The sequence below is a fragment of the Micromonospora sp. LH3U1 genome, from assembly GCF_028475105.1.
Lineage (GTDB): Bacteria > Actinomycetota > Actinomycetes > Mycobacteriales > Micromonosporaceae > Micromonospora.
Genome location: NZ_CP116936.1, coordinates 1,703,420 through 1,717,458, shown reverse-complemented (window position 1 = coordinate 1,717,458; position 14,039 = coordinate 1,703,420). Strand labels below are relative to the sequence as shown.

The 14,039-nt window shown below is 72.5% G+C and carries 14 protein-coding genes; 4 read left to right on the top strand and 10 right to left on the bottom strand.

The annotated features are described in order from the left end of the window. The first annotated feature begins 114 nt into the window (after positions 1-114). A complete protein-coding gene (locus PCA76_RS07955; RefSeq protein ID WP_442930211.1) occupies positions 115-1,308 on the top strand; it encodes a hypothetical protein in 1,194 nt (397 codons plus the stop codon). Positions 1,309-1,493: 185 nt separating this feature from the next. Here PCA76_RS07955 and dxs read toward each other — a convergent pair whose 3' ends face one another. The 4 genes from dxs to PCA76_RS07935 all read right to left on the bottom strand — a co-directional run bounded on the left by dxs (position 1,494) and on the right by PCA76_RS07935 (position 8,104). Then, entirely contained in the window at positions 1,494-3,440 is a 1,947-nt protein-coding gene (gene dxs, locus PCA76_RS07950; protein WP_272616399.1) for a 1-deoxy-D-xylulose-5-phosphate synthase, read from the bottom strand. Between the two features lie 140 nt (positions 3,441-3,580). Next, the gene (locus PCA76_RS07945; protein ID WP_272616398.1) at positions 3,581-4,741 is read right to left on the bottom strand and encodes an anhydro-N-acetylmuramic acid kinase; all 1,161 of its coding nucleotides are present in this window, start codon (positions 4,739-4,741) and stop codon (positions 3,581-3,583) included. A gap of 8 nt (positions 4,742-4,749) precedes the next feature. Next, on the bottom strand, positions 4,750-6,027 hold the full coding sequence (locus PCA76_RS07940; RefSeq protein WP_272616397.1) for a class I SAM-dependent RNA methyltransferase: 1,278 nt from the start codon (positions 6,025-6,027) through the stop codon (positions 4,750-4,752). After that, positions 6,020-8,104, bottom strand: a complete 2,085-nt coding sequence (locus tag PCA76_RS07935) for an APC family permease (protein WP_272619245.1) — start codon at positions 8,102-8,104, stop codon at positions 6,020-6,022. The genes PCA76_RS07940 and PCA76_RS07935 overlap by 8 nt, the downstream gene beginning before the upstream one ends. A 163-nt stretch (positions 8,105-8,267) precedes the next feature. Between PCA76_RS07935 and PCA76_RS07930 the strand changes: the two genes are divergently transcribed. Next, positions 8,268-8,933 carry a potassium channel family protein gene (locus PCA76_RS07930; protein WP_272616395.1) on the top strand — a complete coding sequence of 222 codons (666 nt, stop codon included), beginning with the start codon at positions 8,268-8,270 and terminating at the stop codon, positions 8,931-8,933. A 3-nt stretch (positions 8,934-8,936) separates the two neighbouring features. Further along, positions 8,937-9,626, top strand: coding sequence for a potassium channel family protein (locus PCA76_RS07925; protein WP_272616394.1), 690 nt, complete (start codon positions 8,937-8,939; stop codon positions 9,624-9,626). Positions 9,627-9,686: 60 nt separating this feature from the next. On the opposite strand, the gene PCA76_RS07920 is transcribed toward PCA76_RS07925, so the two are convergent. From PCA76_RS07920 to dut, 4 genes are all read right to left on the bottom strand, one after another. Continuing rightward, a complete protein-coding gene (locus PCA76_RS07920; RefSeq protein ID WP_272616393.1) occupies positions 9,687-10,370 on the bottom strand; it encodes a DUF3159 domain-containing protein in 684 nt (227 codons plus the stop codon). A gap of 25 nt (positions 10,371-10,395) precedes the next feature. After that, positions 10,396-10,776, bottom strand: a complete 381-nt coding sequence (locus PCA76_RS07915; RefSeq protein WP_272616391.1) for an OB-fold nucleic acid binding domain-containing protein — start codon at positions 10,774-10,776, stop codon at positions 10,396-10,398. Positions 10,777-10,890: 114 nt separating this feature from the next. Next, complete coding sequence (locus PCA76_RS07910) at positions 10,891-11,550, bottom strand: DUF3710 domain-containing protein (RefSeq protein WP_272616390.1); 660 nt, start codon at positions 11,548-11,550, stop codon at positions 10,891-10,893. A gap of 25 nt (positions 11,551-11,575) precedes the next feature. Then, positions 11,576-12,112 carry a dUTP diphosphatase gene (dut, locus tag PCA76_RS07905; RefSeq protein WP_272616389.1) on the bottom strand — a complete coding sequence of 179 codons (537 nt, stop codon included), beginning with the start codon at positions 12,110-12,112 and terminating at the stop codon, positions 11,576-11,578. Between the two features lie 90 nt (positions 12,113-12,202). Here dut and PCA76_RS07900 point away from each other — a divergent pair, with 90 nt between their 5' ends. Then, positions 12,203-12,733: a DUF3093 domain-containing protein gene (locus PCA76_RS07900; protein ID WP_272616388.1), complete on the top strand. Its 531-nt coding sequence runs from the start codon at positions 12,203-12,205 to the stop codon at positions 12,731-12,733. A gap of 22 nt (positions 12,734-12,755) precedes the next feature. Here the strand turns inward: PCA76_RS07900 and PCA76_RS07895 are convergent, their stop codons facing one another. Together PCA76_RS07895 and PCA76_RS07890 are read right to left on the bottom strand one after the other, a co-directional pair. Next, entirely contained in the window at positions 12,756-13,553 is a 798-nt protein-coding gene (locus PCA76_RS07895) for a hypothetical protein (protein WP_272616386.1), read from the bottom strand. Positions 13,554-13,669: 116 nt separating this feature from the next. Further along, entirely contained in the window at positions 13,670-13,966 is a 297-nt protein-coding gene (locus tag PCA76_RS07890) for a DUF4193 domain-containing protein (protein WP_007075406.1), read from the bottom strand. Positions 13,967-14,039 lie beyond the last annotated feature (73 nt).

The window sequence follows — 14,039 nt, the reverse complement described above, 5'->3', positions numbered from 1 at the left end:
CCCGGTGGTGTCCAATGTGGTGGGTTCGGGGACAGCCACCTGAGGCCCCGCATCGGACATCTCGTACTATGGCGCTTTCCCACAGCGACGGCGAGGCGATCGGGGGCGGGCCAGGTGACTCCAAGCCGTCGGTACGGCAGGGCGCTTCCCGTGCTGTTGAGCGCACTGCTGGCCGCCACGGCCTGCGGTCCGGTAGCCGACCGGAAGGCACAGGACCTGCGAGTCGGGTACGACAGCCTGGACGGCGCGCTGGCAGTGTGGCCACCCCGAGGCGATCTGTCGGGCGACGCCACGGCCACAGCGGCGGTCACCAGGGCGGTCCGTGACTGGCGCTCGCCGGCCGATGACCGCGCGCACCTGCCCTCGTCCGGCATCCTCTTCTCCGGTCGGGTCGACGGCGCCCCGGTGGCACTCGTGGCCGCCGATGTGCCCGGCGAGAGCGCCTCCTGGCTGCTGCAACTCACCCGCGACGGCGATCGGTACGCGGTCACCCGCGCCACCGAGTACACCGACCCGGGTTACCTCGTCTACTCCGACGTGCTGCCGGTGCAGACCGCCGGCGGTCGGCGTTACCTGGTCTCCGCCCGGGTGCAGACCCTGGTCGGGCCACAGGACCGGACGTTGACCGTCGCGGACGGCCTCAGCGCGCCGGTCAACGTGCCGTCCTGCACGGCAGTCGCGGTGACCGCGACCCTGCGTACCACCGAGTCGCTGCCCCGCGGGCGGGCCGCCGACCGGCTGCTCGACCTGGGCACCGGCACCGTGGATCCGCGCTACCCGCTGGTCCGCGACGAGTCGGGCACCGGCCGGCGGGCACTCACCGGCCTGGACACCTGCGTGCTGGCCGGCGACCGGGGGCCGTTCGGCAGCATCCCGCGCCGGATCGGCGACCGGGATGCTCCGCGCTCGGTGCCGACATCCTGGCCGATGGCGAAGCTCACGGTCCGCTCGCTCGGCGAGGTCGCCCTCGGCGGTGGCGAGGCAGCCGAGTTGCAGCAACTCAGCTGGGACACCGACGCTGGATCGATGACCGCGGTGGTCTACCGGCCGGCCGACGGCGGCGCCCCGGTCGTCTCGCCCGCCGACCGGGCCACCCCGTTGCAGGCGTACCAGTTGCCGGTGCCCGGTCAGCCGCTGGTGGTGCTCAGCTGGCGGGCCACGCGAGACAGCTCCCTCTCTGTCCCACCGGGCACCCCGCTGCTGGTCGAGCGTCCCGGCCTCGCGGTGGTGCCGGCACCCGAGCGCACCGTGACGTTCAGCCTCGCCGGCACCGACAAAACCCACTACCGCTCCATAACACCGCACTAACCCCCACTCCCCCTCCCCCGCACCCTCTCCCCCCGCGATCTTGCACTTTCTGCCTCGGCAAATAGTGCAAAGCACGCATCGGGGCGACCGAAAGTGCAAGATCGCGGCAGCAAGGAGGGTCGGGGACGGGCTTACGACGACGGCGGGCGTCCCCCGAAGGGGGCGCCCGCCGTCGTTGGTTCTCGTCAGTTCTGCGCGGCCGCGTCGCTGGGGGTGAGGCGGTCCGGGCTGGCGTCCAGGCCGGAGATCCAGCCGGTGACGTTGCGGGCCACGTCCTGCGCGGTCAGGCCCAGGTCGGCGAGGATCTGCGCGCGGGTGCCGTGCGGGTGCCAGTCGGCCGGTACGCCCAGGTCCTTGAGCGGCACCCGGACGTCGGCGTCGCGCATCGCCTGGCCGAGCGCGTCGCCGACCCCGCCGACCCGGACGCCGTCCTCGACGCTGACGACGAGCCGGTGGCTGGCGGCCATCTCGACCAGCTCGGCCGGGACCGGGCGGACCCAGCGGGGGTCGACGACGGTGACGCCGTAACCCTGCTCGGCGACCCGGGCGGCCACCTCCATGCCCAACTGGCCGAAGGAGCCAACGGCGACGAGCAGCACGTCGGTACGGGCCGACTCGGCCAGCACGTCGACCGGACCAACCCGGCGCAGCGCCGGCAGGTCTGCGGCGACCGCACCGGTCGGGAAGCGGACCACGGTCGGGCCGTTGTCGACGGCCACCGCCTCGCGCAGCTCCTCCCGCAGCGTGGCGGCGTCGCGGGGAGCGGCGATCCGCAGCCCGGGCACCACCCCGAAGACCGACATGTCCCAGATGCCGTAGTGGCTGGGGCCGTCCGGGCCGGTGATGCCCGCCCGGTCCAGCACGAAGGTCACCGGCAGCTTGTGCATCGCCACGTCCAGCAGGACCTGGTCGAAGGCGCGGTTGAGGAAGGTGGCGTAGACGGCGACCACCGGGTGCAGGCCGCCCAGCGCCAACCCGGCCGCTGAGGTGGCGGCGTGCTGCTCGGCGATGCCCACGTCGTACACCCGCTCGGGGTACTTGCGGGCCAGCTTGGCGATGCCGGTCGGCTCGGCCATCGCGGCGGTGATGCCCACCACGTCCGGGCGTTCGTCGGCGACGGCCAGCAGCTCGTCGGCGAAGACGTGCGTCCACTTCACCGACGGGGCCGCCAGCAGCGCACCGGTCTCGACGTCGAAGGCGCTGCCGGGGCCGTGCAGGCAGTCCGCCTCGTCCTCCTCGGCGGGGCGGTAGCCGTAGCCCTTGCGGGTGACCGCGTGCACAATCACCGGGCCGCCGAAGTTCTTCGCCGCGCGCAGCGCCGCCTCGACAGCCGCCACGTCGTGCCCGTCCACCGGGCCGACGTACTTGATGCCGAGGTCCTCGAACATGGCCTGCGGTGCGACCGCGTCCTTGATGCCCTTCTTGACCGCGTGCAGCACCTCGTACATCGGTCGGCCGACCAGCGGCGTGGAGCCGAGGGCGTCCTTGACCGTGTCGAGGACCTTCTCGTAGCCCGGGTTGAGCCGCAGCGAGGAGAGGTGGTCGGCCAGCCCGCCGATGGTCGGGGCGTACGAGCGGCCGTTGTCGTTGACCACGATCACCAGCGGGTTGCCGGCGGTGGCGATGTTGTTCAGCGCCTCCCAGCACATGCCGCCGGTGAGCGCACCGTCGCCGACCACGGCGACGACGCTGCGGGCCTCACCCCGCAGGGCGTACGCCTTGGCCAGGCCATCGGCGTAGGAGAGCGCGGTGGAGGCGTGCGAGTTCTCGATGAGGTCGTGCTCGCTCTCCGCCTGGCTGGGGTAGCCGGAGAGGCCACCGCGCTGGCGGAGCTTGTCGAAGCCGGCCTGGCGCCCGGTGAGGATCTTGTGTACGTACGACTGGTGGCCGGTGTCGAACAGAAGCCGGTCCCGGGGGGAGTCGAAGACGCGGTGCATGGCCAGCGTCAGCTCGACCACACCGAGGTTGGGCCCCACGTGCCCGCCGGTGCGGGAGACCTTGGCGATCAGGAAGTCCCGGATCTCGGCGGCGAGGACCTCCAGTTCCTCGACGGACATCCGCTTGACGTCCTGCGGACCGCGTACCGTCCCCAGCAGCCGGCCGTGGTTGGCCGTGTCCTCTTCAACACTCATGACCGGAGAGTCTATCGGCCGTGCGGTGTTCCGCAGTCCGGGCCGGAGCCCCGAGCGTCCGGGCCGGGCTCGGGGCCGGCGGCTGAGCACCCGGTCAGGCAGCGACAGGAGGGCACCCGGACGACCGACGGCGCGCCTGGTCAGGCCCGGATCCGCAGCCGGCGCGGCGGGTTGGTCGGGATACCCGGGTACGCCGGACCGGCCGGTGTCCACGAGCCGAGCACAGCGCTCCGGGTGGCGCCGGTCACCGACGGGATCGACCCGGGCAGCCCGTGCCAGGACAGCCAGCCGAGCAGCGCGAAGGCGTACGCCTCCTTGGCCTGCGCGGGGACGCCCAACTCGTCGACGCCGCGCAGCCGCCACCGGTCGGCGCCCAGGGCTGCGAGCCGGCCCAGCAGGGTGGGGTTGCGCACACCACCACCGGCGGCGATCACCTCGACCACGGCGTGCCGGTCGCACTCGGCGGCCACCACCCGCGCGGTCAGCTCGGTGAGCGTGGCCAGTAGGTCATCCACCGGGACGGGCTCGCCGAGCGCGGCAAGATGCCGGTCCAGGTAGCCGACGTGGAACAGCTCCTTGCCGGTGGACTTGGGGGGCGCCGCCGCGTAGTACGGCTCGGCCAACAGCCCGGCGAGCAGCCCGGGATGCACCCGGCCGGCCGCCGCCCGCTCGCCGTCCAGGTCACACGGCCGGCCCAGGAAGCGCTGGGCGGCCGCGTCCAGCAGGGCGTTGGCCGGGCCCACGTCGTACCCGAGCACCGGAGCTCCCGGCGCGACCACGGTGAGGTTGGCGATGCCGCCGAGGTTCAGCGCCGCGCGCGGCCCGGCGGCGCCGTCGAGCAGCAACGCGTCGAAGGCCGGCACCAGCGGCGCGCCCTGCCCACCGACGGCGATGTCCGCCGAGCGCAGGTCACTGAGCACCGGTACGCCGACCCGGGCGGCCACCCGGGCCACCGAGCCCAGTTGCAGGGTGCCCAGCGCCACTCCGTCGGCCACCCAGTGGAAGACCGTCTGACCGGGCGAAACCACCGCGTCGGCCCGCCCACCGGCCAACTCCAGGCCGACCGCCGCCGCCTCGGCGAAGACCTCGCCAAGGCGGTTGTCGAGCCGGCAGACGGCCTCGATGCTGGTGGCCGCCGGCGGCAACAGCGCGGTGATCTCGGTACGCAGCCGCTCGTCGTAGTCCAGGCCACGGTGACCCAACGGCCGCAGCCACAGGGTGTCCCCCTCGACGTCGAACTCCGCCGCGACGACATCGACCCCGTCGTACGACGTCCCCGACATCAGCCCGACGACCGTCATCGGGTCACTCATTCCGGCGGAAGCAGCAGCCCGACCTGCTCGACGTGCTGCGTCATCGGGAACAGGTCGAAGCCGCGCAGCGCTGCCAGCCGCCAACCGAGTTCGGTGAAGGTGCGCACGTCCCGGGCGAAGGCGGCCGGGTCGCAGGCCACGTACGCGACCGCCCGGGGGCCGGCGGCGGCCAGCGCGCGGACCACCTCAGCGCCCGCGCCGGAGCGCGGCGGGTCGAGCACCACCACGTCGACCGGGCCGGTGATCCGTCGGCGGGCCAGCGCGGTCTCCACCCGGGCCGACACCACCTCGACGGAGGGCAGGTCGGCAAGGTTCTGCCGGGCGGCGGCGACGCCCTGCGCCGCGGCCTCCACCAGGGTCACCCGGCCGGTCGCACCGATCCGGGTGGCCAGCCCGGCGGCGAACAGCCCGGCGCCGCCGTAGAGGTCCCAGGCGATCTCGCCCGGCTGTGGGTCGAGCAGTTCCAGCACCGCCGTGGACAGGGTGTCCGCCGCGGCCGGGTGCACCTGCCAGAACGCGGACGCGGGCAGCGTCCAGTCCCGTCCGGCGGCCACCTCGCGGACCTCGGTCGGGCCGCTGACCGGGGTGGGTACCCCGTCGCGGACCTCGGTGACGGTCACGTCCCCGCCGGTGCTGGCGACGGTCTCCACCGCCTCGGCGGCCGGCCAGCTCGCACCGGTGGAGGTGAGCACCGGCAGTTGCTGGATGGCCGGGTGGGCGATCCGGCAGCGGTCGATGGGCACCACCTCGTGCGAACGGTGCTTGAGCAGGCCGGCCCGGTCGGCGGCGTCCACCGCGTAGCGGACCCGGGAGCGCCAGCCCAGCAGCCCGCCGGGCAGCGCCTCGACCCGGACGCCGAGCCGGTCCAGCTCGACGTCGGTCAGCCCACCGAGGCGGACCAACTGTTCGCGCACCACGGCGGTCTTCCAGGCCAGTTGCGCGTCCGGGGCGACGTGTTGCAGGTCGCAGCCGCCGCAGGCGCCTGGCTTCGCGTACGGGCAGGGCGGCTCGACCCGGTCCGGTGAGGGTTCCAGCACCGTCACCGCGTCGGCCCGGACGAACCCCCGGTGCACCTCGGTGACCTCGGCGATGACCCGTTCACCGGGCAGCGCGTGCCGGACGAAGATCACCTGTCCGTCCACCCGTGCCACGCAGTGCCCGCCGGGGGCGACAGCGTCGACGGTCAGCTCGACGCGCTCCGCCTCGGCGAGGCCACGCTCGGGTGCCGACGGCGCCGGAGCGGTCACGGTCCGCTGCCCGCCCGGCTCAGTCACGGCCGTTCCCGACCGTGCCACTGTCCACCGGGCCACCCTCGCCCGGCGGGGCGGAGACCACCGGCGGGGCGGAGACCACCGGCGGCACCGTGCCCCGCGGCCCCCGCGCCGGGGTCCGGGACAGCGTCGCGTCCAGCCGCTCCAGGTTCTTGTTCGCTGTCGACGCGAGCTGCCACGGCACGCTCACCACCATCACTCCCGGTTCGAAGAGCAGCCGGCCCTTGAGGCGCAGGGCGCTCTGGTTGTGCAGCAGGTTCTCCCACCAGCGTCCGACCACGTACTCCGGAATGAAGACGGTGACCACGTCCCGGGGTGACTTGCGGCGGGTGGAGGCGACGAAGTCCAGGATCGGACGGGTGATCTCCCGGTACGGCGAGTCGATGACGGTGAGCGGGATGGCCATCTCCCGCCGCTCCCAGTCGGCCTGCAGGTCCCGGGTGTCCTTCTCGTCCACGTTGACGGTCACGGCGGTCAGCGTGTCCGGGCGGGTGGCCCGGGCGTAGGCGATGGCCCGCAGCGTCGGCTGGTGCAGTTTGCTGACCAGCACGATCGCGTGGTTGCGGGCGGGCAGCACGGCCCGGCCCTCGTCCGGCGGGGTCAGCTCGACGGCGATCCGGTCGTAGTGCCGGCGGATGGCCAGCATCAGCACGTAGATCACCGCCATCGCGGCGATCGCGATCCAGGCGCCGAGCAGGAACTTGGTGACCAGGACGATCACCAACACCGTGCCGGTCAGGCCCATGCCGAACGTGTTGATCGCCCGCGAGCGGTGCATCCGGCGGCGTGCCTCCGGGTCCCGCTCGGTCCTCAGGTGCCGGTTCCAGTGCCGGATCATGCCGGCCTGGGAGACGGTGAACGAGACGAAGACCCCGACGATGTAGAGCTGGATCAGCTTCGTCACCTCGGCCTGGAAGCCGACGATCAGCACGATCGCGAAGAGGGCGAGGAAGGTGATGCCGTTGGAGAAGGCCAGCCGGTCGCCCCGGGTGTGGAACTGGCGGGGCAGATAGCGGTCCTGGGCGAGGATCGAGCCGAGCACCGGGAAACCGTTGAACGCGGTGTTCGCGGCCAGGAACAGGATCAGGGCGGTCACTCCGGCCAGCACGTAGAGCAGGATCGACCCGGACCCGAAGACCGTCTCGCCGAGCTGGGTGGTCACCGTCTTCTGCACGTAGCCGTCGGGGCCGGAGACGATCTGCAGGGCCGGGTCCTCGACGAACTGCAGGTGGGTCAGCCGGGCCAGCCAGATGATCCCGACCAGCATGCTGACCGAGATGGTGCCGAGCAGCAGCAGCGTGGTGGCGGCGTTGCGGCTCTTCGGGGCCTTGAACGCCGGCACGCCGTTGGAGATCGCCTCGACGCCGGTGAGCGCGGCGGCGCCCGAGCTGAACGTCCGCAGCAGCAGGAAGACCAGTGCGAACCCGGTCACGCTGTGCTCGGCCTGGATCACCAGGTCGGCGCTGGGCGCACGGAGGTCGTCGCCCAGCACGAAGACCCGGAACAGCCCGGTGAGCAGCATCCCGAGCATCACGATGACGAAGCCGTAGGTGGGGATGGCGAACGCTGTGCCGGACTCGCGCAACCCGCGCAGGTTGACCGCCGTCAGCAGCACCACCGCGATGACCGCGATCAGGACCTTGTGGGTGGCCACGAACGGCACCACCGAGCCGAGGTTGGCCACCCCGGAGGAGACCGACACCGCCACCGTGAGCACGTAGTCGACCAGCAGCGCGCTGGCCACCCCGACGCCGAACTTCGGGCCCAGGTTGACCGTGGCCACCTCGTAGTCGCCACCACCGGAGGGGTAGGCGTGCACGTTCTGCCGGTAGCTCGCCACCACGGTGAGCATGACCACGACCACGGCCAGCGCGATCCACGGGGAGAACAGGAACGCCGAGGCGCCGGCGATGGAGAGGGTCAGCAGGATCTCGTCGGGCGCGTACGCGACGCTGGACAGCGCGTCGGAGGCGAACACGGGCAGCGCGATGCGCTTCGGCAGGAGGGTGTGCTGAAGCCGGTCGGACCGGAACGGTCGACCGAGGAGAAGCCGCTTCAGCAGCGAGGTGGGACTGGCCACGAACGCCAAGAGTACGACCACCACGGTGGGAGCGCGGGGGTGGGCGATCACCGCTGCTCGCAGCGGCGGGGTACCGTCGGTCCCCGCTGTCCGCCGGGACGTGGCAGGCTCGCACTCGAAGGCCACCGGCAACGGAAGCGGTACGCACCTTGGGAGGGACAGCGTGCACGTCGTGATCATGGGATGTGGTCGGGTCGGATCGACCCTCGCCCACAGCCTGGAGTCCCGAGGGCACTCGGTGGCGGTGATCGACCAGGACGCCGACGCCTTCCGCCGGCTCGGTCCCGACTTCGCCGGAATCACCGTGACCGGGGCCGGCTTCGACGGCGAGGTGCTGCGACAGGCTGGCATCGAGCGCGCGGACGCCTTCGCGGCGGTGTCGAGCGGCGACAACTCCAACATCATCTCGGCCCGGCTGGCCCGCGAGACGTTCGGCGTGTCCCGGGTCGCTGCCCGCATCTACGACCAGCGCCGGGCGCAGGTCTACGAGCGGCTGGGCATCCCCACCGTGGCGACCGTTCGCTGGACGGCCGACCGGATGCTGCGGCACCTGGTGCCGGAGGGCAACGTGGAGATCTTCCGCGACTCCACGAGCACCGTGTCGATCGTCGAGGTGCCGGTGCACAAGGACTGGATCGGCCGTTCGGTGCGAACGCTGGAGGAGGCGTCCGGAGCACGGGTGGCCTATCTGATCCGCTTCGGCATCGGCACGCTGCCCACCGGCTCGACCGTCGTGCAGGAGGGTGACCAGGTGTTCATGCTGGTCAGCGATGACATCGTGGCGACGGTCACGTCGGTGGCGGCGACGCCGCCGGAAGGAGGGCACTGAGCCATGCGGGTCGCCATCGCGGGCGCGGGCAACGTGGGCCGCTCGATCGCCCAGGAGTTGATCGACAACGGCCACCAGGTGATGCTGATCGAGCGCCAACCCAAGATGCTGCGTCCGGACCGGGTGCCGGCCGCCGAGTGGGTGCTGGCCGACGCCTGCGAGCTGTCCAGCCTGGAAGAGGCCAACATCGCCGGGTGCGACGTGGTGGTCGCGGCGACCGGCGACGACAAGACCAACCTGGTGCTGTCGCTGTTGGCCAAGACCGAGTTCGCGGTGCCCCGCGTGGTCGCCCGGGTCAACCGGGCCGAGAACGAGTGGCTGTTCACCGAGCAGTGGGGCGTGGACGTCGCGGTGAGCAAACCGCGGGTGATGGCCGCACTGGTCGAGGAGGCGGTCACCGTCGGCGACCTGGTCCGGCTGATGACCTTCCGGCAGGGCGAGGCGAACCTGGTCGAGATCACCCTGCCACCGACCGCGCCCTACGTCGGTCAGCCGATCCACGCCGTGCCGCTGCCCCGCGACTCCGCGCTGGTGGCGATCCTGCGTGGCAAGCGGGTCCTGGTGCCCAGCCCGGACGACCCGATCGAGGCCGGCGACGAGCTGATCTTCGTCTGCACCGCCGAGGTGGAGGACGAGGTCCGCGCGGTGATCCTCGGAGCGGACAGCGTCGAGCGGACCCGCGGTTCACGCTGAGCCGACGGGTTCACGCTACCGGCGGGCGCGTGCGGGGTGGTCCTGGTGGCCCGGCCCCGCTCAGGCGCCGGGCAGCGGGGTCGGCTGCGGCTCCCGGGTGACCCGGCGCACCGTCCAGACCGTGATCAGCAGCAGCAGCGCGTACGGCGGGTAGCCCAGCGCCAGCCGGGCCACGCCCAGCGCGGTGTCCTGGTGGGCCAGGTAGAGCCCGGCCTGCACGCCCACCTTGGCCAACCAGACCACGCCCCAGAGCACGGTCAGCTGGGTGAAGACGCGCACCAGCTTCGGGTCGTCCCGCCACTCCGAACGGCCCTTGGCGACCAGCACCGACCAGATCCAGCCCACCAGCGGCTGCCGGATGACCGCCGAGATCAGCAGGGCGATCCCGTAGCCGATGCCGTAGAGGATGCCGGGAAGGTAGAAATCGCGCTCGTCGCCGGTGCGCCAGGCGATGGCCGCTCCGACGCCCACGCCGAACAGCCCGTTGATGGCGTGCCGGATCGGTCGGCGCTGAGCCAGCCGCAGCCCGGCGATCAACACGGCGATGGACACCGAGGCGATCACCGCCGGCCGCAGCTCGCCGATGATGTTGGCGATGACGAACACCACGACCGGGATGCTGGACTCGACCAGCCCTCGCCAGCCGCCGAGCTGATCGGCCATCTGCTCGGCGATCGTCGGCAGTCGCTCCTCGTCCTGAGGGCCGGTCTCCGGCTGTGCCGCCCGGTCCTGTCCCGTCGTCATCGCCGGCCTTCCGTCCGCAGCGCCGTCACTTCGGCGAGTCCAGCTCGTAGTAAGGGTTGTAAATGACCTTGCTGTCATCGCGCATCGCCACCCGGCCACGCGCGGTCAGGTGCCGGCCCGGCTCGATCCCGGCGATGTGCCGTCGACCCAACCAGACCAGGGTGACCACGTCGGTGCCGTCGTACAGGTCGGCCTCGAGGGTGGGCAGGTTGGTGCGCGGCGTGTAGACCACCGTGCGCAGCCGACCAGCAACCGACACCAGCTGACCCCGGGAGCACTGCTGGGCCGGGATCCCGCCGCACTCGGCGCTCTCCCGACGCAGCTCCTGCGCATCGATCTCGGCCTCGCTGGCGGTGAACCGTTGCAGGATGCGCCGCAGCGACACCCGGCTCTCGTCGGTCGTCATGACCTCCGCGTCACCCTCTCCACGCTCACCGACCCCGGCCGGCCCCGGCGACGCCGGAACCGTGCCGCCAGCGTACGCCGACGGGGCTGGTTCCGGCGGGCCGGTGCGCGCGGGTCAGACCTGGCGCGGCTCGGCGGCGTCGCCCGCCTCGGCGTCGGCCTGGTCGGCGATCTCCTGGGGCAGTCGCAGCGGCAGCGGCTCGCGGACCGGCTTCGCCTCCTGGCCGCGGTCGACCACCAGGCCGTCCAGGCACTCGACGAGCGGCCCGGCCACAGCCGGATCGGTGGCCACCGGGCCCTGGAATACGCCGCGGACCATCCAGCGCGGCCCGTCGATACCGACAAACCGCAGGTTGGTCGGGCCGTCCGGGGTACGCACCTGGGCGTGCAGCTCCGGGCCGTACTCGCCGTCGATCTCCTGCGCGCTCGCGCCGTCACGCAGCAGCGACTGGCGGATCTCCTCGCGCACCTCATCCCAGATCCCCTCGGACCGGGGGGCGGCGAAGACGCCCAGCTGGAGCGCGTTGTCCCCGTGCACCAGCACCACCTGCTGGATCACACCCTGCGGGTCGGCCTGCACCCGCACCTCGACGTCGGCGATCGCCGGGATGTGCAGGCTGCCCAGGTCGAGCCGCTGCACATCGTCGTAGCTCTCGGCGATGTCGTACGGGCCGCGCACCAGCGTCGGCGCCGCATCGCCCCGGTCCGGGACTTCGGTGGCCCGCTCGTCACGGGTGTGCCCCTCGGCATCGGCCCGCTTTCGGGAGAAGATCACTGCGCCTGCCCTCCGCTGTTCACACTCACCCTGCCACCTCTTCCGTCTGCCCGCGGCCCGCGTCGTCCGGCCGCTGCTCGACCCGGTCCTGGCCCGCCGGCGACGGCACCAGCCCGGCGTGCCCACCGGTGGACCCGTGCCCGCCGGTCCCGCGCCGGGACGCGGGCAGCTCAGCCACCGGCTCGAACCGCGCCCGTGCGACCTGCTGGACCACGAGCTGCGCGATCCGGTCGCCGCGGGAGATCTTCGCCGGCACATCCCGATCATGGTTGATCAGGTTGACCAGGATCTCACCCCGGTAGCCGGCGTCGACCGTACCGGGCGCGTTGAGCACCGTCACGCCGAGCCTGGCCGCCAGACCGGAACGGGGATGGACCAGGCCCACGTACCCCTCCGGCAGCGCGATGGCCACACCGGTGGGCACCAGGGCGCGGCCGCCGGGCGGCAGCTCCACGTCCGCGGCCGCCACCAGGTCGGCACCGGCGTCGCCGGGATGGGAGTACGTGGGCAGCGGCAGCTCGGAGTCGAGCAGCTGCACGGGCACGGGTACGACGTCGGTCACAGGTCCCCTCTTCGGTCCGGTTCTCGGGGTGACCCTGCCATCCTGCCGGTTCGTCGAGCCGCCGTGCGCCGTACCCTCGCAGGAGTGAGCATGTCGCCCTCCCCATCCGCCGATCAGCCGCCGGTCGCCGTCCGCACGGCGTACGCCGAACGGCTGGATCTGCCCTGGTGGCTGTGGCTGGCCGGGCTGGTGGCCGCCGCACTGCTGGCCGTCGAGATCTGGATGGGCGCCTCCGGCGTCCGCACCTGGCTGCCGTTCGCCGTGCTGTTGCCGCTCACCGCGGCCGGGTTGTGGTGGCTGGGCCGGATCCGCGTCGGTGTCGCCGACTCCGAGCTGCGGGTGGACGATGCCCGCCTGCCGGTGCGCTTCGTGGCCGACGTGGTGCCGCTGGACGTCGAGGGTCGCCGTGAGGTGCTCGGGGTTGGCGCGGACCCGCTCGCCTTCGTGGTGCAGCGCCCGTGGATCAGCGGCGCCGTGCAGGTGGTGCTCGACGATCCGGCCGATCCGACCCCGTTCTGGGTGGTCAGCACGCGGAACCCGGTCGAGTTGGCCGAGGCGGTGCTGACCGCGCGGGACGCCATCCGCCCACGCGTCGACCCGCCGGCCGGCGAGCCGGCCTGACCGACCACGTCGTACGCGCCCGTCAGGTGCCGGTCGGCGGGCCTGGCAGGGCCGCCGGTGGCGCGGGCCGGGCAATGCCCCGCCGACGCAGGTCCACCTGAAGGTGATCGGCCATCTGCTGGGTGGCCCGACGGTTGAGGAAGCTCGCCACCGCCGCGCCGGTCAGGAACGGCCCGAGCGTGGTGAGGTTACGACCGAAACGCCGCAGCAGCATGTCCCGCAGTTCCTTGCGGGCGGCGGTGCCGAGCACCGCGCCCACTCCCACGCCTGGCACCATCGGGTTGACCCCACGCTGGGTGGCCCAGGAGTGCACCAGGGCGACCGCCCGTTGGCTGCCGCCGTCCGGCAGCGCCACACCGTGGATCTCGTGCAGCTCACCGACCAGTTTCAGCTCCACGGCCACCACGGCCACGGTCTCGGCGGCGAGCAGCACAGGGGCGGAGAGCAGAGTCGGGGCGACCGTCCACTCGACGGCGGCGACTCCCCCACCGGCCGCGCCGATCGCGGCGGTGGCTCGGGACGCGTTGCGGATGAGCCTGTCGGCCAGGGCGGCGTCGTCCAGACCGGGGAAGTGCCGGCGCAGAGCGTCCAGGTCCCGCACGGGTACATGCGGGGCGACGTCGGCGACGGCGTCGACCATCCAACGCATGGCGGCACGGGGCTTGAACAGGTCGGCGACGCCCCGGGCACGGGCCTGCCCGACCATCCGGGTCAGCAGTTGACGGCGTCGGGCGGGCTCGATGTCGTCCGCGGTCAACGCCGCGACGGTGGCGCCGAGGTCGTCCGCGCCGCCGTCGGTGGTGCCGCCTCGATCGCTCATCGGACCTCCCGGTGCTGTGGCTGGCCGCTACGAGTCAAGCAGGTACCCACCACCACCGCACGCCTACACCGGCAGCGGCGGCCCCGTTCAGGAGGCCGCCGCCGGTGTCGCGGTTGTCAGACGCACTCGCGGCAGATCAACTCGCCGTTACGCTCGACCGCCAGCTGGCTACGGTGATGGACCAGGAAGCAGCGGGCGCACCGGAACTCGTCCTGCTGCATCGGAAGCACCTTGACCGTGAGCTCCTCGTCGGCCAGATCGGCACCGGGCAGCTCAAAGCTCTCGGCCACCTCGGCCTCGTCGACGTCCACCGCGCCCGACTGTGAGTCGACGCGCCGGGCCTTGAGCTCTTCCAGGCTGTCCTCGCCGAGGTCGACCTCATCGCGACGCGGGGCGTCGTAGTCGGTGGCCATCGGTTTCACTCTCCCATATCGATGTTGTCGCTTCCGGTTGTAACGCCGGACGACGCTGTTTCGGTTCCGTTGG